This window comes from Inquilinus sp. Marseille-Q2685, assembly GCF_916619195.1.
Taxonomy (GTDB): Bacteria; Pseudomonadota; Alphaproteobacteria; order DSM-16000; family Inquilinaceae; genus Inquilinus.
On the sequence record NZ_CAKAKL010000006.1, the window covers coordinates 225,314 to 247,141 of the forward strand.

The window sequence follows — 21,828 nt, forward strand, 5'->3', positions numbered from 1 at the left end:
GTGACCGCCACCGCCGCCGGCCGCACCGTCGAACGGACCCGCCGCCTGGGCGGCGCCCGGACCGGGCCGGACTGGCGCAACATCGGCTTCGTCCTGCCCTTCCTGGTCGTCTACCTGCTGCTGCTGGTCTGGCCGCTGTTCGACGGCATCTGGATCAGCCTGCAGAAATTCGACATGTTCGACGGCACCGGCCGCTATGCCGGCCTGGCCAACTACAAGCGGCTGTTCGCCGACAGGATCTTCCTCGGCGCGGTCTGGAACACGGCGCTGTTCGTGCTGATGACCGTGCCGGCCTTCGTCGTGGTCGGCCTGGTCCTGGCCCTGGCGCTGAACCGGCCGACCCGCATGGCCGCGGCGCTGCGCGCCACCTTCTTCGCCACATCGGTGCTGTCGGTCACCATCGTCACCATCGTCTGGAAGATGATGTACCTGCCGGACCGCGGCCTCTTGACCAATGTCCTGGGCGCGTTCGGGCAGGCGCCGATCCCGATCCTGAGCGACCCGTCCCTGGCCCTGCCCGGCATCGCCGTGGCCACGGTGTGGTGGGGCATCGGCCTGCCGATGATGCTGTTCCTGGCGGCGCTGCAGCAGATCCCGCGCGAGCTGTACGAGGCCGCGGCGCTGGACAGCGCCGGCCGCTGGCGGTCGTTCCGGCACATCACCCTGCCATCGATCCGTCGGACCGTGGTGCTCGTGGCCGTGATCGAGATCGTCTACCAGTTCCAGCTGTTCGGGCAGTCCTACCTGCTGACCCGCGGCGGGCCGAACAACGCCTCGCGCCCGATCGTGCAGTTCATCTACGAGCAGGGCTTCCGCAACTGGGACCTGGGCTATGCCGCCGCTGCGTCCGAGGTGCTGTTCGGGCTGATGCTGATCGCCGCCATGGCGCAATACCTGCTGACCCGCCGGAGGGCCGAGGGATGACCGCCATCACCACAGCGCCCGCCCGGCAGGGCATGGTCGGCCGCAGCCTGGGCGACCGGCTGATCCTGTGGGCCGTCATCCTGCTCGCGGTGATCTGGGTGGTGCCGGTGGCCTGGATCACCGGGCTGTCGTTCAAGCCCAACAGCGAGCTGATGGTCGACACCGGCACGCTGTTCCGGGCGCCCTATACGCTGAAGAACTACACCGACATCCTCGCCAATTCCGGCGTGTTCCGCTGGGTGCTGAACAGCGTGATCGTGTCGCTGGGCCAGACCGTGGGCGTGCTGATCCTGGCGTCGCTGGCCGGCTACGGCTTCGCCCGCGCCCAGTTCCCCGGCCGCGGCCTGGTCTTCGCGCTGGTGCTGATCGGCCTGGCGGTGCCGGAGCAGGCGGTGATCATCGCCCGCTTCCAGATGTTCAACGACCTGAAGATCCACAACTCCTATCTCGGGCTGATCCTGCCGCATCTGTCGGCGCCGTTCGGCGTCTTCCTGATGACGCAGTACTTCAAGGCGATCCCGCGCGAGCTGGACGAGGCGGCGCTGCTGGACAACGCCTCGCGCTTCAAGACCTTCTGGCGTGTGCTGCTGCCGCTGACCGTGCCGGCCCAGGCGACGCTGGGGATTTTCACCTTCCTCAGCTCCTGGAACGACTACCTGTGGCCGCTGATCTCGGCGACCAAGCCGGAGATGTTCACCCTGACCGTCGGCCTGGCCTCGACCCAGACCAACTTCGCCCAGTCCGAGGGGCTGGGCTACCTGATGGCGCAGTCGGTCTTCGCCGGGCTGCCCGTGCTGATCGTCTACCTGTTCTTCCAGAAATACATCGTCACGGCCGTCGCCGGCGCCGCCGTCCGCTGAGACGCGCGGCAGAAACGGCCGGAACCAAGGAGGGAGAGCCATGAGAAGCCGCTTTGCTTTGGCCCTGGCGGGGCTGGTCCTGGCCGCGGGTCCCGCCTGGGCACAGGACAAGACCGAGATCTCGCTGTCGCGCTTCTTCGGCGCCTGCGAGGCCGACTACGCCGATGTCACCGACGTCTCGAAGGCGCACGGCGAGTGCGGCATCATCACGGCACTGATCAACAAGTTCAACGCCGAGAGCCCGGACGTCCACGTCAAGGTCGATATCGTCGAATGGCCCGGCTACGACCAGCTGACCGCCCGGCTGCGCTCCGACGACCCGCCGACCATCTCGGTGATGCATGAATCGGTGATCAGCGACTATGCCTCGCGCGACCTGCTGGAGCCGCTGGACGAGGACTTCAAGGCCGCCGGCATCGACGCCGCCGACTTCACCGAGGCGGCGAAGACCGGGGTGACCAAGGACGGCAAGATCTACGCCCTGCCCTTCGACACCCACACCTGGCTGTGGCACATCAACCTGAACCTGTTCAAACAGGCCGGCCTCGTCGGCGACGACGGCAAGCCGATCCTGCCGAAATCGCCGGAGGATCTGCTGGCCCAGGCCAAGCAGTTCAAGGAGAAGACCGGCAAGCCCTATTTCGTGCAGGCGACGGTGAACGAGCAGGCGAACTACGCCCGCACGCTCTACACCCTGCTGTACCAGCAGAACTCGGACTTCTTCGCCGACCCGACCCAGATCAAGCTGCAGACGCCCGAGGCGCGCAACGCGGTCGAGCTGTTCCGCACCATCTACCAGAACGGCGACACCACCAAGGACCAGGACTACGCGGCGTCGACGGCCGGCTTCGCCCAGGGCGACGGCGGCGTCTACATCATGGGCACCTGGCTGATCGACAGCTACAACGAGGAGGCGGCCAAGCCCGGCGGCGCGCTGAGCAACGGCTACACCGTCGTGCCCTTCCCGCAGCTGTACGGCAACGCCAAGGTCTGGGCCGACGGCCACAGCTGGGTGATCCCCAAGGCCGGCCTCGACGACGCCAAGCGCAAGGCTGCGGTCAAGCTGCTGAAGTTCCTGTGGGACAACGACTTCGAATGGGCCCGGACCGGCCACCTGCCGGTGCGCCAGTCGGTGGCGAATGCCCAAGGCTTCCTCGACCTGCCGCACCGCAAGGACATCGTCAGCCTGACCAAGGACGGCACTGCCCTGCCCCAGGCGGTGAAGCGCCAGTTCGGGCTGCAGGAGATCCTGACCGAGGAGGTCAACGCCGCGGCGCAGAACCAGAAGACCGTCGACCAGGCCCTGGCCGACGCCGAGAGCCGCGTCAACGAGCTGCTGGCCAACGCCCGCTGACCCTTTCCCGGCCGCGCCGCCCGGCGCGGCCGCACCTTCCACCTTCCCATCGAGACCACCGACCCATGATCTCCGCAAGGCTGACCGTCGACCGCGACTTCGTCCTCTCCGACCTCGACCGCCGCGTCTTCGGCGCCTTCGTCGAGCATATGGGCCGCTGCGTCTATGGCGGCATCTACGAGCCCGGCCACCCGACCGCCGATGCCCGCGGCTTCCGCGGCGACGTGCTGGAGCTGACGCGCGAGCTGGGGCCGACCATCATCCGCTATCCCGGCGGCAACTTCCTCTCCGGCTACAACTGGGAGGACGGGGTCGGACCGGTGGAGCAGCGGCCGGTGCGCCGCGACCTGGCCTGGTTCTCGACCGAGACCAACCGCTTCGGCACCAACGAGTTCATGGACTGGGCCCGCGCCGCCGGGGTCGAGCCGATGCTGGGCGTCAATCTCGGCACCCGCGGGCCGGACGAGGCGCGCCGCTTCCTGGAATACTGCAACCATGCCGGCGGCTCGGCGCTGTCGGAGCTGCGCCGGTCGCACGGCTATGACGCGCCGCACGACGTCAAGTTCTGGTGCCTGGGCAACGAGATGGACGGGCCCTGGCAGATCGGCGCCAAGACCGCCGCGGAATACGGCCGCGCTGCGCTGGAGACGGCCAAGGTTATGCGCTGGGTCGACCCGACCATCCAGCTCGCCGCCTGCGGCTCGTCCCACCGCAACATGGCGACCTACGGCGCCTGGGAATACGAGGTGCTGGACCACTGCTACGACCAGGTCGACTTCATCTCGCTGCACACCTACTTCAACAACAACGCCGACTCGGCGCCGGAGTATTTCGGCGTGATCGAGCTGATGGATGCCTTCATCAAGGAGGTGGCGGCGATCTGCGACGCCGTGGGGGCCAAGCGCCGGTCGCGCAAGAAGATCATGCTGTCCTTCGACGAGTGGAACGTCTGGTACAAGACCCACAAGATCGAGCACATGCGCAAGCCGGGCTGGCCCGAGGCGCCGCATCTGATCGAGGAGATCTACAACGCCGAGGATGCGCTGATCGTCGGCGGCGCGCTGATCGCGCTGATGAACAACGCCGACCGGGTGAAGACCGCCTGCATCGCCCAGCTGGTCAACGTCATCGGCCCGATCATGACCGAGACCGGCGGCGCCGCCTGGCGGCAGACCATCTTCCATCCCTTCGCCCTGGCCGCCCGGCACGGCCATGGCCGGGTGCTGCAGGCCAAGGTCGAATCGCCGGGCTACGCCGCCCAGTCCTGGCCGGAGATCCCGTATCTCTACGCCACCGTGGTCGACAACCCGGCCGACGGCACCACCACGGTCTTCGCGCTGAACCGCAGCCTGTCCGACCCGATGGACCTGGACGTGGCGCTGCGCGGGCTGGGCGCCGACCGCCGGCTGGTAGCGGCGACCGAGATCCACCACGCCAACCTGAAGGCGGTGAACACCAAGGAGGCGCCGAACACCGTGGCGCCGGCGGCGAACCCGGACGTCTCGGTCGACGGCGAGCGGCTGCGGGCGAAGCTGAAGCCGGCCAGCTGGAACGTGATCGTGACCCAGGCGGCGCCGCGCGCCTGAATTTCGACCGGATTCGGCGCTGAAGATACCGGCGCGGTATCGTGCCGGCATCTTCAGCCCGAGGCGGTCTTCATGCGCTTCCCCCTTCTGTTCACCTTCCTGCTGCTGCTCGGCCTGGCGGCAAAGCCGGTATCGGCCCAGGATGGCGCCCAGGAGTTTCCGGCCTGGACCCGCGACCTGGAGGGCACCATCGGTCCGCACAGGATCGCCCTCTCGTTGTCGCGCGAGGCCGACACGCTGTCCGGCAGCTATTGCTACGGCGACTGCAAGGCGGGGCGGATCAGCCTCGCCGGCATCGTCGAGAACGGGGAGATGCGGCTGGAGGAACGCGCCGCCCCCGATGCCCCGGTCACCGGCCGGTGGGTGCTGCGCAGCGGCATGGGGCCGCTGTCCGGCGAATGGCGCGGGCCGAAGGGCGGCAAGGCACTGCCGGTGGTGCTGGGCACCGCCGGCGCGGCGCATGACTTCCCCTTCGACATCCGCGTCCGCGCCACCGGCGCGCCGGGCGCCCCCGAGAGCTGCAACGACGTCCCGGCGATCACCGCGATCCTTCTGCGCGGTCCGGACGGCGCCACGCAGGAGTTGGGAACCGACTCCCAGGGCACCTGCGGCATGTTCCTGCCCGAGGTGGTGGACGTGAACTTCGACGGCTGGCCCGACCTCGTCATCGCGCTGTTCCTGCCGGCCGCGCCGAACATCCCCCAGCAATACTGGATCTACGATCCGGTGACGGGGCGCATGGCCGACGCCCCGGCGGCGCTGCAGGAAATCACCTCGCCCGAGTTCATCCCGGAGGAGAAGCGCATCGTCAGCACTTGGCGGGCCGGCTGCTGCGACCATGGCATCGATGTCTATCAGTGGAAGGGCGCCGGGCTGGAGAAGGTCGATAGCGGCGAGAGCTATTTCATGCCGGTGCGGCTGAAGGGCGAGATCGTCTATTGCTACGTCATGCCGGGCTACGGACACGGCCGGATCGATTACGCGCCGGCGCCGGTCGAAGCGGATGGGCGGCTGTCGCTGGATCTGGAAGGCAGCGACTGCGACGTCTCCCCCGGCGCCTTCATCGACCGCATCCGGATCGACGTCTACGGGCCGGAGGCGCAGGGCAGCCCTTTGCTGCGCACGGCGCGGACGCGCTGGGCCGCGGTCGACATGCCGGAGGGGAGGCGCTGGTGCCCGGAGATCCCGGTCTATGACGGCGGCCGGATCGACCGAGAGGTGCTGCGGGACGAGGCCTGCCTGCAGAAGGATCCGACGGCCCCGGCGGCGGCACGGTAGAATCCAGGCCGCGCGACTCTCGGCTTGACGCCGGGCGTCCGGCCCCTTATACGAACGCCCTCGTCCCGGCAGCGATGCCGGGCAATTCTTTTTGACCGTGCTTCGAGGATAGACCCATGGCGCGACGCTGCCAGGTGACCGGCAAGGGCGTGATGAGCGGCAACAATGTCAGCCACGCCAAGAACAGGACCCGCCGGCGGTTCCTGCCGAACCTGCAGACCACTTCGCTGGTCTCGGAGGTTCTCGGCGTGTCGGTGCGCCTGCGCCTGACCACCAACGGCATCCGCACCATCGAGCATCGCGGCGGCCTCGACGGCTACCTCGCCAGCGCCCCGGACTCGGCCCTGGATGCCGAGCTGCGCGGCCTGAAGCACCGCATCATCAAGGCCCAGGCTGCCGCCCAGGCCGCCTGATCGACCCGCGCAGCGGCCGTCCCCGGCCGCGCAAAGGAACCGGAGAAAGCCCGCCCACGGTCGCGGGCTTTTTCGTTGCCGCCGTCAGGCGTTGCCGACGGACCTCCGTTCCCTTAACGTTCCCTCTCGATTCCGAATGAGGAGACGTCATGGGGATCACGCTCTATTCCGGGCCGCTGAGCCTGTTCTCGCGCAAGGTCGAGATCGCCCTGGCCGAGAAGGGCCTGGCCCATGAGCGGATCATGGTGCCCTTCACCCAGGCCGAGGGCTACCGGCCGAAGCACCCGGCGGTGCTGGCCGCCAACCCCAAGGGCCAGGTGCCGGTGCTGATCGATGGCGATCTGACCCTATTCGATTCGACCGTGATCCTCGACTATCTCGAGGACGCGTATCCCAAGCCTCCGCTGTACCCGCGCGACGCCGCCGGCCGCGCCCGCTGCCGCTTGGCCGAGCTCGAAGCCGACGAAATCGTGATGCCGGACGTCCGGCCGCTGATGCATCGCAGCGAGCCGCCAGACCCGGCGCGGCGCGAGGCGCAGGAGGCCGGCGCCCGCCAAGCCGAGGCGGCGCTGCGCGGCCATTGGCGCCGGCTGGACGCGCGGCTGGCCGGCCGCGACTTCCTGTTCGACGCGCTGACCGTCGCCGACATCGCCCTATTCATGACCGTGCTGTTCGCCCTGCGGCTGCACGGGCCGCGGCTGGACGGGTTCCCGGCTTTGGCCGGCTGGTACGAGCGCCTCTCCGCCCGCCCGGCCTTCTCCAAGGTCCGGGCCGAGGTCGCCAACGCCGACCGGGAACTGTCGCCCGCTCTCTTCGGATAGGCCGGCTCACCCCCTCACCCGAAATCGCTGCGCGATTTCGACCTCTCCCCAAGGAGAGGTGTAGTGGGGCGCGGCTCTGTTTCCCTCTCCTTGGGGAGAGGGAGGGGCCCGTCGCGTTGGCGACGGGAGGGTGAGGGAGAATCGCGCCGATGTCTCCCTACCGCCCCCGCCACACCGGCTTGCGCTTCTCGGCGAAGGCGCGGGCGCCTTCCAACTGGTCGTCGCTGTCATAAAGCGTTGCCACGGTCGGGAAGCCGCGGCGCATCACCCGGGCCAGCGCCGCCTGGACGGGCATCGCCTCGCTCTCCCGCGCCACCTCCTTGATCGCGGCGAAGACCAGAGGCGGGCCGTCGGCCAGGTGGCGGGCCAGGGCGCGGGCGCGGTCCATCAGTTCGGCCGCCGGCACAACCTGGTTCACGAGGCCCCAGCGCGCCGCCTCCGCCGCCTCCATCCAGCGGCCGGTGTAGAGCAGGTCCATCGCCACGTGATACGGGATGCGGCGCGGCAGCTTGATCGTCGCCGCGTCGGCCAGGGTGCCGGCATTGATCTCGGGCAGAGAGAACTGGGCGTGGTCGGCCGCCAGGATCAGGTCGCAGGACAGCGCCAGCTCGAAGCCGCCGCCGACCGCCATGCCGTTGACCGCCGCGATCACCGGCTTGTTGAGATTCGGCAGCTCCTGCAGCCCGCCGAAGCCGCCGATGCCGTAATCCTCGTCCGGCCGGATGCCGTCCGCCGCCACCGCCTTCAGGTCCCAGCCGGCGGAGAAGAAACGGTCGCCGCCGCCGGTGACGATGGCGACGCGAAGGGTCGGGTCGTCGCGGAAGCCGGCGAAAACCTCGCCCATGCGGCGGCTGGTGGCGGCGTCGATCGCATTCGCCTTCGGCCGGTTCAGCATCACCTCGAGCACGGCGCCGTCGCGGGTGACGCGCAGCGGGTCATCGGTCATCGGGGTCCTCCACCAGTCGCAGCAGGACATCGGCGGCCACGGCGCCCCGCCGCGTCACGATCAGCGGGTTGACGTCGAGCTCGGCCAAGCGGCCGGCCTCGGCCAGGGCGAAATCCTGGACCGCCAGAACGGCGTCGACCGCGGCGTCGAGATCGCCCGGCGGCCGGCCGCGATGGCCGTCGAGCAGCGTCGCCACTCTCAGTGACCGGATCGCCGCCGCGACCTCCGCCCGCCCGGCCGGCAGCAGCAGGATCCGCCGGTCGCCGACCAGCTCGACCAGCGTGCCGCCGGAGCCGAGCACGAGATGCAGCCCGAGCAGCGGGTCGCGGCCGATGCCGACGATCAGCTCCGCCACCGCGCCGCCGACCATGCGCTCGACCAGCAGCGCCTCGCCCAGGCCTTCCAGGGCCGCGGCGGCGTCGCGCACCGCAGCGGCATCGGCCAGGTTCAGGCGCAGGGCGCCGAGCTCGGTCTTGTGCGCGAGATCGGCGCCGGTGGCCTTGAGCACGACCGGGAAGCCGATCGCCTCTGCGGCCGCCACCGCCTCCTCCGCCGTCCGCACAAGCCGTCCCTCCGGCACCGGCACGCCCTGCGCGCCGAGGCGGCACTTGCCGTCCCATTCCGACAGGGTGCAGGCCGGGCCCGGCGCCAGCGGCACCGGCTCCATCGGCAACGGCATATCGGCCAGGCGGAGAATGTCGCCCGCCTCCGCCGCCGCGGCGATGGCGGCCAAGGCGTCGTCGATGCCGAGCAGCGGCGCGACGCCGGCGGAGACCAGGCGCTGCGCCTGCGCCTCCGGCAGGCCCTCGGGCAGGGAGGCGATCAGCGCCGCCTTGCGGCCGGTACGCTGCGACGCCGCCACCAGCGCCTCCAGCGACGGCACCCAGTCGGCGTCACTGCAGCGGTCGCCGCGCGGCAGGTCCAGCACCAGCAGGGTCAGGTCGAAATCGGCCGCCATCATCGCCGAGAAGGTCTCGGTCATGGCCGGGGCGTTGGCCCAGATGAAGGTGTGGTAGTCGAAGGGGTTCGACACCGTGACCAGCGCCGACACCGTCGCCGCCACCCGCGCCGTCTGCTCCCGGTCCAACGGCCGGAAGCGCAGCCCGGTGCCGAGGGCGGCGTCGGCGATCAGCGCCGCCTCCCCGCCCGAGCAGCTCATCGAGGCGATGTCGCGGCCGGGAAGCGGCCCGGCGACATGCAGCAGCTTCAGCGCCTCCAGCAGCACCGGCAGCGAGGCGACGCAGACCACGCCGATGCGGCGCAGGAAGGCGCCCGTCACCGCATCCGCCCCGGCCAGCGAGGCAGTGTGGCTGAGCGTCAGCCGCGCCCCCTCCGCCGACCGGCCGGTCTTCAGCGCCAGGATCGGCACCCCCTGCCGCCGCGCCCGCGCCGCCGCCCGGGCCAGGGCGGCGGGCTCGGCCAGGCCCTCGATATGCAGGCCGATGGCGGTGACGCGCGGATCGTCGAGGAAGGCCTCGACCATCTCGGCCAGCCCGGCCACCGCCTGGTTGCCCAGCGTCGCGACATAGGCGATCGGCAGGCCGCGGCGCTGCATGGTCAGGTTGATGGCGATGTTGCTGGACTGGGTGACCAGCGCCACGCCGCGCTCCACCCGCTGCCCGCCATGCTGGTCGGGCCACAGCAGTGCGCCGTCGAGATAGTTGATCACGCCGTAGCAGTTGGGGCCCAGCACCGGCATGGCTCCCGCGGCCTCGATGAGCCGGGCCTGGAGGTCGGCGCCCTCCCCGCCCGTCTCGGCGAAGCCGGAGGCGTAGCACACCGCCCCGCCGGCGCCGCGCGCGGCCAGGGCGGCGGTGACCTCGACAGCGGCATGGCGGTTGATGCCGAGGAAGACGGCGTCGGGTGTCTCCGGCAACTCGGCGACGTTGCGGAAGGCGCGCAGGCCCTCGACCGTGTCGTGCTGCGGATGCACCGGCCAGATCTCGCCGGCGAAGCCCATGCGCCGGCACTGCCGGATCACCTCGGCGGCAGGCTTGCCGCCGACCACGGCGATCGAGCGCGGGCGGAGAAGGCGGGACAGGTCGAAGCGTCGGGGCTGGGTCATGCCTGCGCGTCCGGACCAGCAGCCCCATGGCGCTCACACTTCCACTCATCGCAAACTCCAGCCCCCTCCCTACCCCCCTCCCGCGAGGAGAGGGGGGACTTGGTTGGGTTGGAGTTGAACACTCCGACAGCCTGAGAAGTCCGGACCATCCTCATGCCCCCCGCGGCCGGAGCAGATCCCGGGCGATGATGTGGCGCTGGATCTCGCTGGTGCCGTCCCAGATCCGCTCCACCCGCGCGTCGCGCCAGAAGCGCTCGATCGGCAGGTCGTCCATCAGCCCCATGCCGCCATGGATCTGCAGCGCCGCGTCGGTCACCCGGCCCAGCATCTCCGAGGCGTAGAGCTTGGCCTGGCTGACCACGCGGTTGGCGTCCTGGCCCTGGTCGAGCTGCCAGGCGGCGGCCAGGGCCAGCCAGTCCGCCGCGTCGATCTCGGTGATCATGTCGGCCAGCTTGAAGCCGGTGCCCTGGAACCGGCCGATCGGCTGGCCGAACTGCTTGCGCTGCGCGGCGTAGGACAGGGCCAAGTCGAAGGCCCGGCGGGCGCGGCCGACGCACATCGCCGCCACGGTCAGGCGGGTGGCGTGCAGCCAGGTGTTGGCTAGGTCGAAGCCCCGCCCCTCCTCGCCCAGCATCTGGTCCGCCGGCACCCGGCAGTCGTCGAAGGTCAGCGTGGCGTTGTGGTAGCCGCGATGCGACACCGAGTTGTAGCCGGGCCGGATCTCGAAGCCCTTCGTGCCGCGGTCGACCAGCAGGCAGGAGATGCGGTTGCGCCCGGCCCCGTCCTCGCCCGTGGCGACGAACAGGATGACGAAATCGGCGACATCGGCATGGCTGATGAAGTGCTTGGTGCCGTTGATCACCCAGTCGCCGCCGTCGCGCCGGGCGCTGCAGCTCATGCCCCGCAGGTCGGAGCCGGCGTCGGGCTCGGTCATCGCCAGCGCGTCGATCGCCTCGCCGCGGACGCAGGGCAGCAGGTACCGCTCGCGCTGCTCCGGCGTGCCGGCGCAGAGGATGTTGGAGGGCCGGCCCCAGAACACCGTCAGCGCCATCGAGGCGCGGCCGAGCTCTCGCTCCAGCAGCGTGAAGGTCAGGTGGTCGAGGCCGCCGCCGCCGAACGCCTCCGGAATGTTGGGGGCATAGAAGCCGAGCTCACGCACCTTGCGCTGGATCTCGCGTCCGACCTCCGGCGCCACGTGACCGGTGCGCTCGACCTCCCGCTCCAGCGGCTGCAGTTCGTGCTCGACGAAGCTCCGCACCGTATCGACCACCAGCTGCTGCTCGTGGCTGAGCCCGAAATCCATCGCCGCCTCCCTGACTTTCCCGAAAGGCTATTGCGGCGCCGGCCGGACGGGCGATACCGTTTCGGATCCAGTCGATACGGAATCGGAACATGGCCGAGGCCCGGCGGATCGACATCCTGGTGCTGAACGCCTTTTCCAACCTGACCCTGGCGGCGCTGGTCGAGCCGCTGCGCGCCGCCAACCGGATGGCGGGGCGGCGGCTGTTCGACTGGTCGGTGCTGAGCGAGGATGGCGGGCCCGTCACCAGCAGCAGCGGGCTGCGGGTCGACGCCGATGCGGCGATGGCGGCCGGCGGCGCCGACACGCTGTTCGTCGTCGCCAGCTACGAGGCCGAGGCGCGGGCCACGCCCGCGGTGCGGCGCTTCCTGCGGGCGGCGGCCCGGCGCGGCGCGGTGATCGCCGGGCTGGAATCGGCACCCTATGTGCTGGCCCTGGCCGGGGTGCTGGACGGCCACCGCGCCACCACGCATTGGGAGGATCTGCGCGACTTCGCCGAGCGCTTCCCGGCGGTGACCGCGGTGCCCGACCGCTTCGTCGTCGACCGCCGCCGCATCACCGCCGGCGGGGCGCTGCCGACGCTGGACCTGATGCTGGACCTGCTGCGGCGCGAGCAGGGGCTGAGCCTGGCGCTCGCCGTCTCCAGCACCTTCCTCTACGAGGGCGCGCCGCCCGGCCACGACCCGCAGCACATGGTCGCCGCCGGCCGGCTGACCTGGCAGGACCCGCTGCTGGTGCGGGCGATCCGGCTGATGGAGGCGAACATCGAGGCGCCGCTGCCGGTCGAGGCGATCGCGGCGGAGCTGGGCATCGGCCCGCGCGCTTTGCTGCAGCGCTTCCGGGCCACGCTCGGCACCGGCCCCAAGGCCTATTACGCCGAGCTGCGCCTGGCCCTGGCCCGGCGCCTGCTGGAAAACACCGACCGCCCGGTCAACGACGTCGCCGCCGATTGCGGCTTCGCCTCCGGCTCCGCCCTTGCCCGCGCGTTCCGCACCCGCTACGGCGTCAATCCGGCGGGGTCGCGGCGGCAGGGGCGGCTGGCGCCGCGGCGTCCGGGTCCCGCACCGCCCGCAGGTCACGGATGAAGAGGCAGCCGAGCCCGGCGACGATGCAGGCGGCGGCGCTGAGCCCGATCACCGCCGCGGGCGGCAGCACGGTCAGCAACGCCCCGCCGGCCCCGACCCCGAGCGGCGAGACGGTCAACAGGATGGTGCGCGGGGCGGCGAGGGTGCCGGCCAGGCGCCGCGCCGGCCCCCGCCGCTGGACCACCGAGGCCTCGAGCGCGAGATAGGGTCCCCAGGCGACGCCGCCGAGCAGCATGATCGCGGTCGCCGCCGGCAGGCTGTCGACCAGCATCAGTGGCGCGATGACCAGGCCGAAGGCGACGACGGTGAGCGCGTTCATTCGCCCGGGCCCGCGGCGGGACAGCGGCTTCACCAGCAGCAGCCCGGCCAGGGCGCCGATGCCGAAGGCGGTCCACAGCGCGCCGAAGCCGGCGGCGCCGGCGTGCAGCCGGTCGCGCGCGAAGGCGGCCAGCGCCGGCTCCAGCGGACCATAGGCGACGTAATAGACGATGCCAAGGAACAGCAGCGCCCGCAGCGCCGGGTCGGTCAGCAGCGGCCGGAACCCCAGCCAGCCGCCGCTATCGTCCGGTTCCGCCGCCTCCACAGTCGCCGTTGCCGGCAGCCCGGCCGCGAGCAGCCCGGCGGCGAGCAGAAGCGCGACCGGCACCGCCACCGCGATCGCCCCGCCCATCGCCGCGGCCAGCACGCCGCCCAGCGCCGGCCCGAAGATGTAGGGCAGCTGGTCGCCGATCGACAGCAGGCTGTTGGCGCCGGCCAGGCCGCGCCCTTGCACCAACGTCGGCAGCAACGCCCGCGACCCGGCATAGGTGAAGGGCGACAGCGCCCCGGCCGCGGCGACGGTGAGAAAGATGACGATCAGGTCCAGACCGCCCGCCAGCTGCAACAGCGGCACCGCCGACAGGCACAAGGCGCGGGCGAGGTTGTCCACCAGCATCAGCCGGGCGGCGCCGAAGCGGTCGAGCAGCCAGCCCGCCAGCGGCCCGGCGACGACCGCCGGGACCTGATGCACCAGCACCACCATCGCGGCCATCGCCGGCGCGCCAGACTCCTCCAGCACGAACCACAGCAGCGCGATCAGCATGAACTGGTCCGCCGTCGTCGCCAGCAGCAGCACCGCCGTCAGCCGGGTCACGCCGGAGATCGCCATGGCATCACTCCGGCGGCGCGGTGCGATCGATCGGGCAGTCGTGACCGCAGGCCGGCCAGTCGCACCACCGGCAGCCCCGGTCGGCCTCTGCCCGGCTGCGGCGCGGTGCGGCGAGCATCGCGTCCATCAGCCGCACGAGATGGTCGCGATCCTCGAGGGCGAGCGGAGCCATCAAGGCGTCGAGCGCACGGCGGCGGGCATAGAGCAGACGCCGTACCGCCGTGTCGCCGGCCGGGGATAGGGCGAGCTGGACTTCCCGCCCGGAGCGGGAGCGGAGCAGCAGCCCCTCTCTCTCCAGCCGGTCGGCCAGCCGCACCGCGCCGGAATGGGTCAGCGCCAGCCGCTGTCGCAGCCAGTCGAGGCTGCGCCCGCGATTGTGGGCGACCAGCACCAGGGCCTCGCAGGCGCGCTCATCGAGGCCCACGGAGATCCTCGCCGCCGTCACCGCATCGGTCACCGCCAGCCCGAAGGCGCCGAGGAGATTCGCCACATATGAGTCGCTCATATGAGCGGAACATGGATCGGCGAGATCCGGTTCCGCCCGGCCGGCCTCAGCGTCTGACCACCGGATCCGGCGAGAAGCGGGCCTGGCGGGGGTCGAGCTCGTGACCCTGCCGCTCGGTCAGCAGGCCGTACAGCTCCGGCCGCCGGCCGCGGATCCAGCGCCGGCCGGTCGAGAGCGGCAGCAGGTCGAGGTCGAGATCGGCCGTCACCATGGCATCGTCGGCCACGCCGGTCTCGGCCAGGATGCGGCCATAGGGGTCCAGCAGCATGGCGTTGCCGGTGCGCACCTCGCCGTCATCCTCGCCGACGCCGTTGCTGAACAGGAGGAACAGGCCGTTGTCATGCGCTCGCGCCGGCAGCCAGCGCATCAGCCAGCCGCGGCCCTTCGGCCCGGCGAACTCGGCCTCGATCGCCGCCGGGTCCGCGTGCCGCCGGTGCCACAGCGCCGGGTCGATCAGCCCCATCGCGTGCGGGCTGCGCGAGGCGCAGCCGCCGGTCTGGTGCGGCGCCAGCAGGATCTCGGCGCCCAAGAGGGCGGTGGCCCGCGCATTCTCCACCAGGTTGTTGTCCCAGCAGATCAGCACGCCCAGCCGCACGCCCCAGGGCGTGTCGAACACGGTGTAGCGGTTGCCGCTGGCGATGTGGTCGCTCTCGAAGGCGTGCAGCTTGCGGTGTCCATGCACCGACCCGTCCGGCAGGCAGACGGCGTAGGAATTGTAGAAGCGACCGTCGCCGCCCGCCTCGATCAGCCCGGCGCCGATCGCCATGCCGTGCTCCATCGCCAGATCGCGCACCGCCTGCACCGACGGCCCGTCCGGCACCGGCTCGGCCAGTGCCGCGATGGCGTCGCGGCCGAGGTTGCGGACATGCCAGTAGCCGGTGATGCACATCTCCGGGAAGGTCAGGATCTTGACGCCCTCCGCCGCCGCGGTCGCGGTGAAGTGGCGGATGCGCGACAGGTTGTAAGGCTTGTCGTCGGCCTGGTGGCGGAACTGGACGGTGGCGGCGCGCAGCAGGGTCATCACGGCCTCGCGAAATGTCGGTATTCGCGACTCTAGCTGCCGCCTGGCCTGTGCATGAACTATCATCCCTGCACCATGCCCGATCGAAACCGCACAACCTTGGACTGGGACGATGTCCGCTACGCCGTCGCCTTGGCCCGACATGGCAGCCTGTCCGCGACAGCGCGGGCGCTGGGGGTGAACCATGCCACCGTGTCGCGCCGGCTGGACGGGCTGGAGCGGGCGCTGGGTCGGCCGCTGTTCGACCGCCGCCCGGACGGCTATCGGCCGAACGCGGCCGGGGCCGCTGTGCTGGCCGAGGCCAAGGCGATGGAGGCCGGGGCGCTGGCCCTGCTGCGCCGGCTGGATCGGGTGAAGGCAGGACCAGCCGGGCCGGTGCGGCTGACCACCGCGCGGACATTGGCGCTGGGGTTCCTGATCGACCGGCTGGACGGGCTGCGACGGCGCCACCCGGGCATCGAGCTGGAGCTGGTGCTGGAGACGCGGATCACCAGCCTGGCCCGGCGCGAGGCCGAGATCGCCCTGCGCCTGGGCCGGCCGGCGGACAGCGCGCTGGTCGGGCGGCGGGTGGCGACCATCGCCTATCGCGCCTATGCGGCGCCCGCCGTGGCGGCCGAGGCCGCGACCGGCGGCGTGCCGCCGCTGATCGGCGACGCGGAGGGCGAATCCGAGGCCGCCTGGCTGGTCCGCCATCATCCCGGCCGCCCGATGGCCTTCCGCTGCGACAGCCAGATGGCGCAGGCCGCGGCCGCCCGCGCCGGCTGGGGCGTGGCGCTGCTGCCGCGCTTCCTGGGCGACCCCGATCCCGGGCTGGCGCCGGTCGACCTCCCCGCCCTGCCGCCCCCGCGCGAGGTCTGGCTGCTGATCCGCCCCGACCTCGCCGAGGTGCCGCGGGTGCGGGCGGTGGCCGACGCGCTGGCGGACCTATTCCGGGAGAGCCGGGCGCTGTTCGGCTGAGCGCGCGCTCAGGTCGCCGCGAGCAGGATCTCCTCCGATTTCGATGGCCGGAAGCCGTCCGTCCTGCCGGCGAAATAACGCTCGGCTAGGTCTGCGGCCGAGACCGTCCGGACCTCCCGGAAGCCGGCGTCGCGGGCCAAATCCCGCATTTCCTCCGGTGCGAACATGCTGATAAAGGGTGTGCCGCTGGCCCGCGCGCCGGCCTCGGCCTTTTCGCGCCCCGGCCGCTCCTCGGGATCGGCGAGCTCCATCGGCAGGAGATAGGTCATGGCCAGGGTGGAGCCGGGGGCAAGCGCCGCGAGCTGGCGCAGCGTGGCCGCGTTCGCCTGCCGGGTCAGGTACAGGCTGACGCCGGTCGAGGCCACGACCGCCGGCCGGACCGGATCGAAGCCGGCGGCGGCCAGCCGCTCCCACCAGCTCTCGCCCGCCTCGAAATCGACCGGGACGAAGCGCAGCCCGTCCGGGATGCCGAGGCCGAGCTCGATCAGGCGTTGCCGCTTCCAGGCCTGGGTGCCGGGCTGGTCGATCTCGAAGATGGCCAGGCCTGAAGCGACCTCCGGCCGGCGCTGGGCGAAGCTGTCCAGCCCGGCGCCGAGAATGACGTACTGGCCGACGCCGTGCCCGGCCTGCTCCACCACCAGATCCTCGATGAAGCGGGCTCGGGCCACGATCGAGGCGCGGAAGGTCCGCGTCCGCTGCGCGTCCATGTCGCCGCGGCTGCGCCAGCCCTCCTCCGGCGCCGCCAGAAGGAGGCCGACCCGGTCGTCCAGCACCGGCGGCGGCGCATCGACCTCAACATGCATCGCCCGCCACAGGGCGACCCGCACCGCCGTGCTGTCCGGTTCCGCGATGACCTCGTGAGCCATGATCCTCTCCGCATCGGATGTGCCGGCACAGAGGAAATCCCGCGCGCCGCGATCTATCAAACGGATAATTTTTGTGGCAGTGATTGGTAGGATCACTGAATGGAGCAGTCGGATGGAGCTGCGCCAGCTCGCGCATTTCCTTGCGGTGGTCGAGGAGCGGCACTTCACCCGCGCGGCCCGTCGGGTGCATCTGACCCAATCCAGCCTGTCGGCGTCGATCCGGGCGCTGGAGCGGGAGCTCGACAGCGAGCTGTTCGTCCGCAGCACCCGCAACGTCGAGGTCACCGAGGCAGGGCGGGCCCTGCTGCCGCATGCCCGGCAGGCGCTGGCGGCGGCGGAGGCAGGCCGCGACGCTGTCGCCGGGGTCCACGGGCTGCTGCGTGGCCAGTTGGCGATCGGCATGATCCAGACCTTCGGGCTGATCCCCCTGCCCGCCCTGCTGACCCGCTATCATCGCCTGCACCCCGGCGTGACGCTGCGGCTGCGCCACGGCAGCGCCGGATCGCTGGTCACCGCCGTCGCCCAGGGCGAGCTGGAACTGGCGTTCGTCGACCACCCACTGGGCCACCATTCGGACCGTGTCACCGTTCTCTCCCTGGGCCGGGAGGCTCTGGTCCTGGCCGTTGCCGCCGGAGACTCGCTCGCCGCCCGGCGCCAACAGCGCCTGGCCGGGTTGGCCGACCGCGACTTCGTCGAATACCGACCCGACTCGGCCCTCCGCGCCACCATCGACGCCGCCTGCCGTGAGGCCGGGCTGGAGCGCCGGATTCGCTGCGAGGCGGATACCGTCGGCGATCTGGTGGAGTTGGTCGCGCAGGGATTCGGCGTCGCCCTGCTGCCGCCTTTGGCCCTGTCGCCGGCGGGCGAGCGGGTCGTCGGCATCGCCACCGATCCGCCGATCCGCCGCGAGATCGCCGTCGTCTCCGCCGCCGACCGCCCGCCGACCCCGGCCGCTGCCGCGCTGCTCGATCTTCTCCCCTAGCCCCGGAACACCGGCCGCAGGGCCACGGCGACCGTGAGAGCGAGCAGTCCGGCGACCGCGACCGGGACCGCCGCCGCCGGCCAGCCGGCGGCGTCGACCACTCCGCCGACCGCCACCGGCCCGATCACCTGGCCGAGATTGCTGCCCTGCATGGTCAAGCCGAGCGTCATCGGCCCCAGGCCCGGCTTCGGCGCCACCAGCGCCGCGGCGCCCAGCACCGTGGCCGGCAGCAGCCCGCCGACCCCGGAGAAGACGACACAGAGCAGGAACACCACCGGCGGCGGCAGGGGCAGGGCGAAGACGGCGATGCCCGTCAGGGTCATGACCGTGGCAGCGGTGGCGATCAGCACCCAACGGGCCGCGCCGCGCCCGAGCAGCAGGCCGGCGGCGAGGTTGCCCAGGACATTGGCACCGACCGCGACGGCGCTGAGCGCGCCGGCCGCGGCGACGGCCACGCCCATCCGGTCCATCAGCAGCACCGGCAGGAAGCTGGCGAGGGCGAAGTACAGCAGGCTGTAGAGCACGAAGGCCGAGGCCAGCAGCAGCGGCCCGCGCGAGGTCGCGGTCAGCGCTGCGTCACGGCCAATCGCGCGCCATGATGGGCCGTCTTCCGTCGCAGCCTGCGTCCGAACAGAGACAAGCAGCAGCAGGACGAAGGCACCGGCCAGCACGGCATTGGCGAGCCAGAACGGGCGCCAGCCCTGCAACGAGGCGCCGAGCAGCAGCGCGATCGCCATTCCGGCCGGCATGAAGGCGCTCCAGATCCCGAAGGCGAGGTCACGGTCCGGCGCGGCGACGATGCGCTGCAGCAGAGCCGGCGCCGCGACCACGACCAAAAGGAAGCCCAGCCCCTCGACGATCCGGGTGCCGAGCAACAGCGGGAAGCTCCCCGCCATCGATCCGACGACGCTGCCCAGCGCCAGGGCAGCGAGGCCGAGCGCCAGCAGCCGGCGGTCGCCGAACCGGGCCACCGCCGCGCCGGCCGGGATGCCCCCGACCACGCCGAGCAGAGCGAAGACCGACATGATCCAGCCGGCCGCCTCCAGCCCCAGGCCAAACTCGGCCTGCAGGCCCGGCAGGGCGATGGCGCCCTTGCCGACCTGCAGCGCCGCGACCACGCCGGAGGCGACGACCACGGCCACCGCGGCCCAGCGGGTCGGCGTCGCCTCGGCCCGTGCGAACGCTGCGGTCACGCCGCGGACTCCCGGATCGGCGCGCTGGCCTGGATCGTGTGGGTCCAGTGCACCAGGCGCTGCAGCATCCGGGCCAGGATCGCCCGCGTCGGCTCGTCGGTCAGGTGCAACGCCTCGTCGAACTTCTCCGCGGCGCGGCCGACGAAGATCTCCGGCTGGTTCAGCACATGCAGGCCGGTGGTGATCGCCACATCGCGCAGATGCAGCTGCGCCCGCACCGTGCCCATCCCGGCCGAGGCGCCGAGGATGGCCACCGGCTTGCCGACCAGCACCGAGGCGCCGTAGGGGCGGGACGCCCAGTCCAGCGCGTTCTTCAGCGCCGGCGCGATCGAGTAGTTGTATTCCGGCACGGCCAGCAGCAGCGCGTCGGCCGCCTCGATCTTCGCCTTCAGCGCCTGCACCGAGGCGGGGAGGCCCTCGGCCTCGACATCCTCGTTGAAGAAGGGCAGGTCGTGCAGCGGGTGGATCTCCAGCGCGGCATCGGCGGGCAGCAGCTCGCCCGCGGCGCGCAGCAGCGCCGTGTTCAGCGAAGCCCGGCGCAGGCTGCCGGACAGGCCAAGGATGCGGATCGGGTCGGACATGGCACGCCTCTTCCCAGTTGAACGGCGCCGCTCGCGGTGCCGGATCGGATTTGGGCAGGAACGCGCTCTCCGCACATCGGCGAGACTCGTATGATCCTCATACGAATTCGTATAGCTATGGATTCAACTCGCGGGCTTGAGCCTTCAGCTCGGCGACCGTGAAGTCGATGAAGGCGCGGATACGGGGCGAGTCGCGGAGGTCGGCATGCACCCCCATCCGCACCGCGTGCAGCGGCGCCGGCAGCGGCGGGTCCAGACGCCGGAGCCCACGGTTGGCGTCGCCCAGCAGGCGCGGCAGCACCGCCATCGCCGCGCCGGCCGCGGCCGCCGCCATCTGCGAGGTGAGGCCGCTGGTGCGCAGGATCACCCGGGCTTCGGGCGCGATCGTCCGCAGCCAGGTCGCCTGCACCGATTTGGCGGCGAAGTCGTACATCGTCACCACCGCATGACCGGCGCAGCCGGCGGCAAAGTCCGGCTCGCCGCGGCGGTCGAAATAGGCGGGCGAGGCGTAGAGGCCGTAGCCGATCTCCGCCACCTTGCGCTCGACCAGATCCTCCTGCTCGAAGGGGACGAAGCGGAAGGCGACATCGGCCTCACGCCGGGACAGGTTGAACAGCCGCGGCTCGTTCAGCAGCTCCAGCGCCACCAGCGGATGCAGCGCCCCGAACCGGGCCATGATCGGGGCGATCACGTAGTCGCCCAGCCAGTCGAGGCTGGTCACGGAGATGGCGCCCTGCAGGCCGGTGTCGCGCGCGGCTATCCGGCGCTCGACCGCCAGCGCCCCTTCCTCCATCCGCTGCAGCCCGTCGACCAGCGCGGCGCAGAGCGGCGTCGGCGATAGCCCCCCGGCCGAGCGCTCGAACAGCTTGACGCCGATCCGGCGTTCCAGCCCGTCCAGCCGCCGGCTGACGGTCGGCTGGGTGGTGCGCAGGGCCCGCGCCGCGGCGCTGAGCGAGCCGTGCCGGGCCACGGCGAAGGCGATCTTGAGGTCGTCCCAATCCATGAGAGATGGACTCCGGCGGGCGAAGTCCATCTATACGAAACCGCATGGATCCTTGACCAGAGCGTCCTAGCCGGCCGCTACAGTGCCGTTCAGGTGAAGCGCGAAGCCGCTGGCCTGGGGATCGCCCAGGCCGGGGCGAAGCTGCATGCTCGGAATCAGATAGTCGCCACCGTTCTGCTGCCGATAGGGAATCGGCGCGGTGGTCGCGAGCGTCCGCATCCGCTCGCGCAGCCGCTCCGCCGCGGCCTCGAATCCTGCCTGGTCGAGGCGGTCGACCCGATAGGCCACGAAGGGCGGCAGCACGTCATAGCCGGGGTAATACAGGATGCCGTGGTTGATCGGGAACAGCAGGTCGTCGATCGGCCCGTTGACCCCGCGGGCGGCGTAGTGCTCCTCCCAGCCGCCGGCGGTGACGATCAGCATCGCGCGCTTGCCTGCCAGCGTCCCCTCACCGTAGCGGTCGCCCCAGCGACTGTCGCTGTGCTCGCCGACGCCATAGGCGAAGCCGTAGGCGAACACCCGGTCGACCCAGCCCTTGAGGATGGCCGGCATGCCGAACCACCAGAGGGGAAACTGGAGGATCAAGGCATCGGCCCACAGCAGCTTCCCGATCTCGGCCTTGACATCTTCGGTCAGCGCATCGGCCTCGAAGGCCTTCTTGGAGGCCGCGACCGGTATCAGCCGCTCCCCCGGCGCCAGGGACGGAAAATCGGCGCGGTCGACCTCGGATTTCCAGCCGTCGGCATAGAGGTCGGACACCCGCACCTGATGCCCCTGGGCCTCGAGCTCCCGGACGGCGACGTCACGGAGCGCGGCGTTGAGCGAGCCCGGTTCGGGATGGGCGAAGACAAGCAGGATTTTCATGGTCGGCGATCCTTTCAAGAGAACCGCACCTCCAGATGGCCGGCGAGCAGCCGATCCGGTATATGTCGGGAATGAAT

The 21,828-nt window shown here is 71.3% G+C and carries 21 protein-coding genes; 10 read left to right on the top strand and 11 right to left on the bottom strand.

What is annotated here, in order from left to right; genetic code table 11:
* The 7 genes from LG391_RS24995 to LG391_RS25025 all read left to right on the top strand — a co-directional run bounded on the left by LG391_RS24995 (position 1) and on the right by LG391_RS25025 (position 7,236).
* On the top strand, positions 1-924 hold the full coding sequence (locus tag LG391_RS24995) for a carbohydrate ABC transporter permease (protein WP_225770764.1): 924 nt from the start codon (positions 1-3) through the stop codon (positions 922-924).
* On the top strand, positions 921-1,784 hold the full coding sequence (locus LG391_RS25000; protein ID WP_225770765.1) for a carbohydrate ABC transporter permease: 864 nt from the start codon (positions 921-923) through the stop codon (positions 1,782-1,784). Before LG391_RS24995 ends, LG391_RS25000 begins: the two co-directional genes overlap by 4 nt.
* Before the next feature lie 40 nt (positions 1,785-1,824).
* Positions 1,825-3,138 carry an extracellular solute-binding protein gene (locus LG391_RS25005; RefSeq protein WP_225770766.1) on the top strand — a complete coding sequence of 438 codons (1,314 nt, stop codon included), beginning with the start codon at positions 1,825-1,827 and terminating at the stop codon, positions 3,136-3,138.
* A 65-nt stretch (positions 3,139-3,203) separates the two neighbouring features.
* Positions 3,204-4,724 (top strand): alpha-N-arabinofuranosidase, encoded by a 1,521-nt coding sequence (locus LG391_RS25010; RefSeq protein ID WP_225770767.1) that lies wholly within the window; start codon positions 3,204-3,206, stop codon positions 4,722-4,724.
* 72 nt (positions 4,725-4,796) lie between these two features.
* Positions 4,797-6,002 (top strand): hypothetical protein, encoded by a 1,206-nt coding sequence (locus LG391_RS25015; RefSeq protein ID WP_225770768.1) that lies wholly within the window; start codon positions 4,797-4,799, stop codon positions 6,000-6,002.
* Positions 6,003-6,118: 116 nt separating this feature from the next.
* Positions 6,119-6,415 carry a 50S ribosomal protein L28 gene (rpmB, locus tag LG391_RS25020; RefSeq protein ID WP_034836850.1) on the top strand — a complete coding sequence of 99 codons (297 nt, stop codon included), beginning with the start codon at positions 6,119-6,121 and terminating at the stop codon, positions 6,413-6,415.
* A 149-nt stretch (positions 6,416-6,564) separates the two neighbouring features.
* Complete coding sequence (locus tag LG391_RS25025) at positions 6,565-7,236, top strand: glutathione S-transferase family protein (protein WP_225770769.1); 672 nt, start codon at positions 6,565-6,567, stop codon at positions 7,234-7,236.
* Between the two features lie 157 nt (positions 7,237-7,393).
* On the opposite strand, the gene LG391_RS25030 is transcribed toward LG391_RS25025, so the two are convergent.
* The 3 genes from LG391_RS25030 to LG391_RS25040 all read right to left on the bottom strand — a co-directional run bounded on the left by LG391_RS25030 (position 7,394) and on the right by LG391_RS25040 (position 11,550).
* Complete coding sequence (locus LG391_RS25030; RefSeq protein ID WP_225770770.1) at positions 7,394-8,182, bottom strand: carnitinyl-CoA dehydratase; 789 nt, start codon at positions 8,180-8,182, stop codon at positions 7,394-7,396.
* Positions 8,172-10,247, bottom strand: coding sequence for an acetate--CoA ligase family protein (locus LG391_RS25035; RefSeq protein ID WP_225770771.1), 2,076 nt, complete (start codon positions 10,245-10,247; stop codon positions 8,172-8,174). Before LG391_RS25035 ends, LG391_RS25030 begins: the two co-directional genes overlap by 11 nt.
* A gap of 151 nt (positions 10,248-10,398) precedes the next feature.
* Positions 10,399-11,550: an acyl-CoA dehydrogenase family protein gene (locus LG391_RS25040; RefSeq protein WP_225770772.1), complete on the bottom strand. Its 1,152-nt coding sequence runs from the start codon at positions 11,548-11,550 to the stop codon at positions 10,399-10,401.
* A gap of 89 nt (positions 11,551-11,639) precedes the next feature.
* On the opposite strand from LG391_RS25040, the gene LG391_RS25045 reads away from it, so the two are divergent.
* A complete protein-coding gene (locus LG391_RS25045; RefSeq protein WP_225770773.1) occupies positions 11,640-12,632 on the top strand; it encodes a GlxA family transcriptional regulator in 993 nt (330 codons plus the stop codon).
* Here LG391_RS25045 and LG391_RS25050 read toward each other — a convergent pair.
* The 3 genes from LG391_RS25050 to LG391_RS25060 all read right to left on the bottom strand — a co-directional run bounded on the left by LG391_RS25050 (position 12,553) and on the right by LG391_RS25060 (position 15,305).
* Positions 12,553-13,779, bottom strand: a complete 1,227-nt coding sequence (locus tag LG391_RS25050) for an MFS transporter (protein WP_225770774.1) — start codon at positions 13,777-13,779, stop codon at positions 12,553-12,555. The two genes, LG391_RS25045 and LG391_RS25050, sit on opposite strands and share 80 nt — an antisense overlap.
* A 4-nt stretch (positions 13,780-13,783) precedes the next feature.
* A complete protein-coding gene (locus LG391_RS25055) occupies positions 13,784-14,269 on the bottom strand; it encodes a MarR family winged helix-turn-helix transcriptional regulator (RefSeq protein WP_225770775.1) in 486 nt (161 codons plus the stop codon).
* Between the two features lie 61 nt (positions 14,270-14,330).
* The gene (locus LG391_RS25060) at positions 14,331-15,305 is read right to left on the bottom strand and encodes a nitrilase family protein (protein ID WP_225770776.1); all 975 of its coding nucleotides are present in this window, start codon (positions 15,303-15,305) and stop codon (positions 14,331-14,333) included.
* A gap of 99 nt (positions 15,306-15,404) precedes the next feature.
* Between LG391_RS25060 and LG391_RS25065 the strand changes: the two genes are divergently transcribed.
* Positions 15,405-16,262, top strand: coding sequence for a LysR family transcriptional regulator (locus LG391_RS25065; protein WP_225770777.1), 858 nt, complete (start codon positions 15,405-15,407; stop codon positions 16,260-16,262).
* 8 nt (positions 16,263-16,270) lie between these two features.
* Here the strand turns inward: LG391_RS25065 and LG391_RS25070 are convergent, their stop codons facing one another.
* The gene (locus LG391_RS25070) at positions 16,271-17,128 is read right to left on the bottom strand and encodes a class I SAM-dependent methyltransferase (protein WP_225770778.1); all 858 of its coding nucleotides are present in this window, start codon (positions 17,126-17,128) and stop codon (positions 16,271-16,273) included.
* A 112-nt stretch (positions 17,129-17,240) separates the two neighbouring features.
* Here LG391_RS25070 and LG391_RS25075 point away from each other — a divergent pair, with 112 nt between their 5' ends.
* On the top strand, positions 17,241-18,110 hold the full coding sequence (locus LG391_RS25075; RefSeq protein ID WP_225770779.1) for a LysR family transcriptional regulator: 870 nt from the start codon (positions 17,241-17,243) through the stop codon (positions 18,108-18,110).
* Here LG391_RS25075 and LG391_RS25080 read toward each other — a convergent pair.
* From LG391_RS25080 to LG391_RS25095, 4 genes are all read right to left on the bottom strand, one after another.
* Positions 18,107-19,303 (bottom strand): MFS transporter, encoded by a 1,197-nt coding sequence (locus LG391_RS25080; protein ID WP_225770780.1) that lies wholly within the window; start codon positions 19,301-19,303, stop codon positions 18,107-18,109. The two genes, LG391_RS25075 and LG391_RS25080, sit on opposite strands and share 4 nt — an antisense overlap.
* The gene (locus LG391_RS25085) at positions 19,300-19,884 is read right to left on the bottom strand and encodes an NADPH-dependent FMN reductase (RefSeq protein WP_225770781.1); all 585 of its coding nucleotides are present in this window, start codon (positions 19,882-19,884) and stop codon (positions 19,300-19,302) included. The genes LG391_RS25080 and LG391_RS25085 overlap by 4 nt, the downstream gene beginning before the upstream one ends.
* Before the next feature lie 115 nt (positions 19,885-19,999).
* Positions 20,000-20,887: a LysR family transcriptional regulator gene (locus tag LG391_RS25090; protein WP_225770782.1), complete on the bottom strand. Its 888-nt coding sequence runs from the start codon at positions 20,885-20,887 to the stop codon at positions 20,000-20,002.
* A gap of 66 nt (positions 20,888-20,953) precedes the next feature.
* A complete protein-coding gene (locus LG391_RS25095; protein ID WP_225770783.1) occupies positions 20,954-21,751 on the bottom strand; it encodes an NAD(P)H-dependent oxidoreductase in 798 nt (265 codons plus the stop codon).
* Between the last annotated feature and the right edge of the window lie 77 nt (positions 21,752-21,828).

What these genes read in the sequence shown, in the direction of transcription:
- LG391_RS25000 (WP_225770765.1), top strand. Translation starts at nt 921, where the DNA reads ATGACCGCCATCACCACAGCGCCCGCCCGGCAGGGCATGGTCGGCCGC.
- LG391_RS25005 (WP_225770766.1), top strand. Translation starts at nt 1,825, where the DNA reads ATGAGAAGCCGCTTTGCTTTGGCCCTGGCGGGGCTGGTCCTGGCCGCG.
- LG391_RS25010 (WP_225770767.1), top strand. Translation starts at nt 3,204, where the DNA reads ATGATCTCCGCAAGGCTGACCGTCGACCGCGACTTCGTCCTCTCCGAC.
- LG391_RS25015 (WP_225770768.1), top strand. Translation starts at nt 4,797, where the DNA reads ATGCGCTTCCCCCTTCTGTTCACCTTCCTGCTGCTGCTCGGCCTGGCG.
- rpmB (WP_034836850.1), top strand. Translation starts at nt 6,119, where the DNA reads ATGGCGCGACGCTGCCAGGTGACCGGCAAGGGCGTGATGAGCGGCAAC.
- LG391_RS25025 (WP_225770769.1), top strand. Translation starts at nt 6,565, where the DNA reads ATGGGGATCACGCTCTATTCCGGGCCGCTGAGCCTGTTCTCGCGCAAG.
- LG391_RS25030 (WP_225770770.1), bottom strand. Translation starts at nt 8,182, where the DNA reads ATGACCGATGACCCGCTGCGCGTCACCCGCGACGGCGCCGTGCTCGAG.
- LG391_RS25035 (WP_225770771.1), bottom strand. Translation starts at nt 10,247, where the DNA reads ATGACCCAGCCCCGACGCTTCGACCTGTCCCGCCTTCTCCGCCCGCGC.
- LG391_RS25040 (WP_225770772.1), bottom strand. Translation starts at nt 11,550, where the DNA reads ATGGATTTCGGGCTCAGCCACGAGCAGCAGCTGGTGGTCGATACGGTG.
- LG391_RS25045 (WP_225770773.1), top strand. Translation starts at nt 11,640, where the DNA reads ATGGCCGAGGCCCGGCGGATCGACATCCTGGTGCTGAACGCCTTTTCC.
- LG391_RS25050 (WP_225770774.1), bottom strand. Translation starts at nt 13,779, where the DNA reads ATGGCGATCTCCGGCGTGACCCGGCTGACGGCGGTGCTGCTGCTGGCG.
- LG391_RS25060 (WP_225770776.1), bottom strand. Translation starts at nt 15,305, where the DNA reads ATGACCCTGCTGCGCGCCGCCACCGTCCAGTTCCGCCACCAGGCCGAC.
- LG391_RS25070 (WP_225770778.1), bottom strand. Translation starts at nt 17,128, where the DNA reads ATGGCTCACGAGGTCATCGCGGAACCGGACAGCACGGCGGTGCGGGTC.
- LG391_RS25075 (WP_225770779.1), top strand. Translation starts at nt 17,241, where the DNA reads ATGGAGCTGCGCCAGCTCGCGCATTTCCTTGCGGTGGTCGAGGAGCGG.
- LG391_RS25085 (WP_225770781.1), bottom strand. Translation starts at nt 19,884, where the DNA reads ATGTCCGACCCGATCCGCATCCTTGGCCTGTCCGGCAGCCTGCGCCGG.
- LG391_RS25090 (WP_225770782.1), bottom strand. Translation starts at nt 20,887, where the DNA reads ATGGATTGGGACGACCTCAAGATCGCCTTCGCCGTGGCCCGGCACGGC.
- LG391_RS25095 (WP_225770783.1), bottom strand. Translation starts at nt 21,751, where the DNA reads ATGAAAATCCTGCTTGTCTTCGCCCATCCCGAACCGGGCTCGCTCAAC.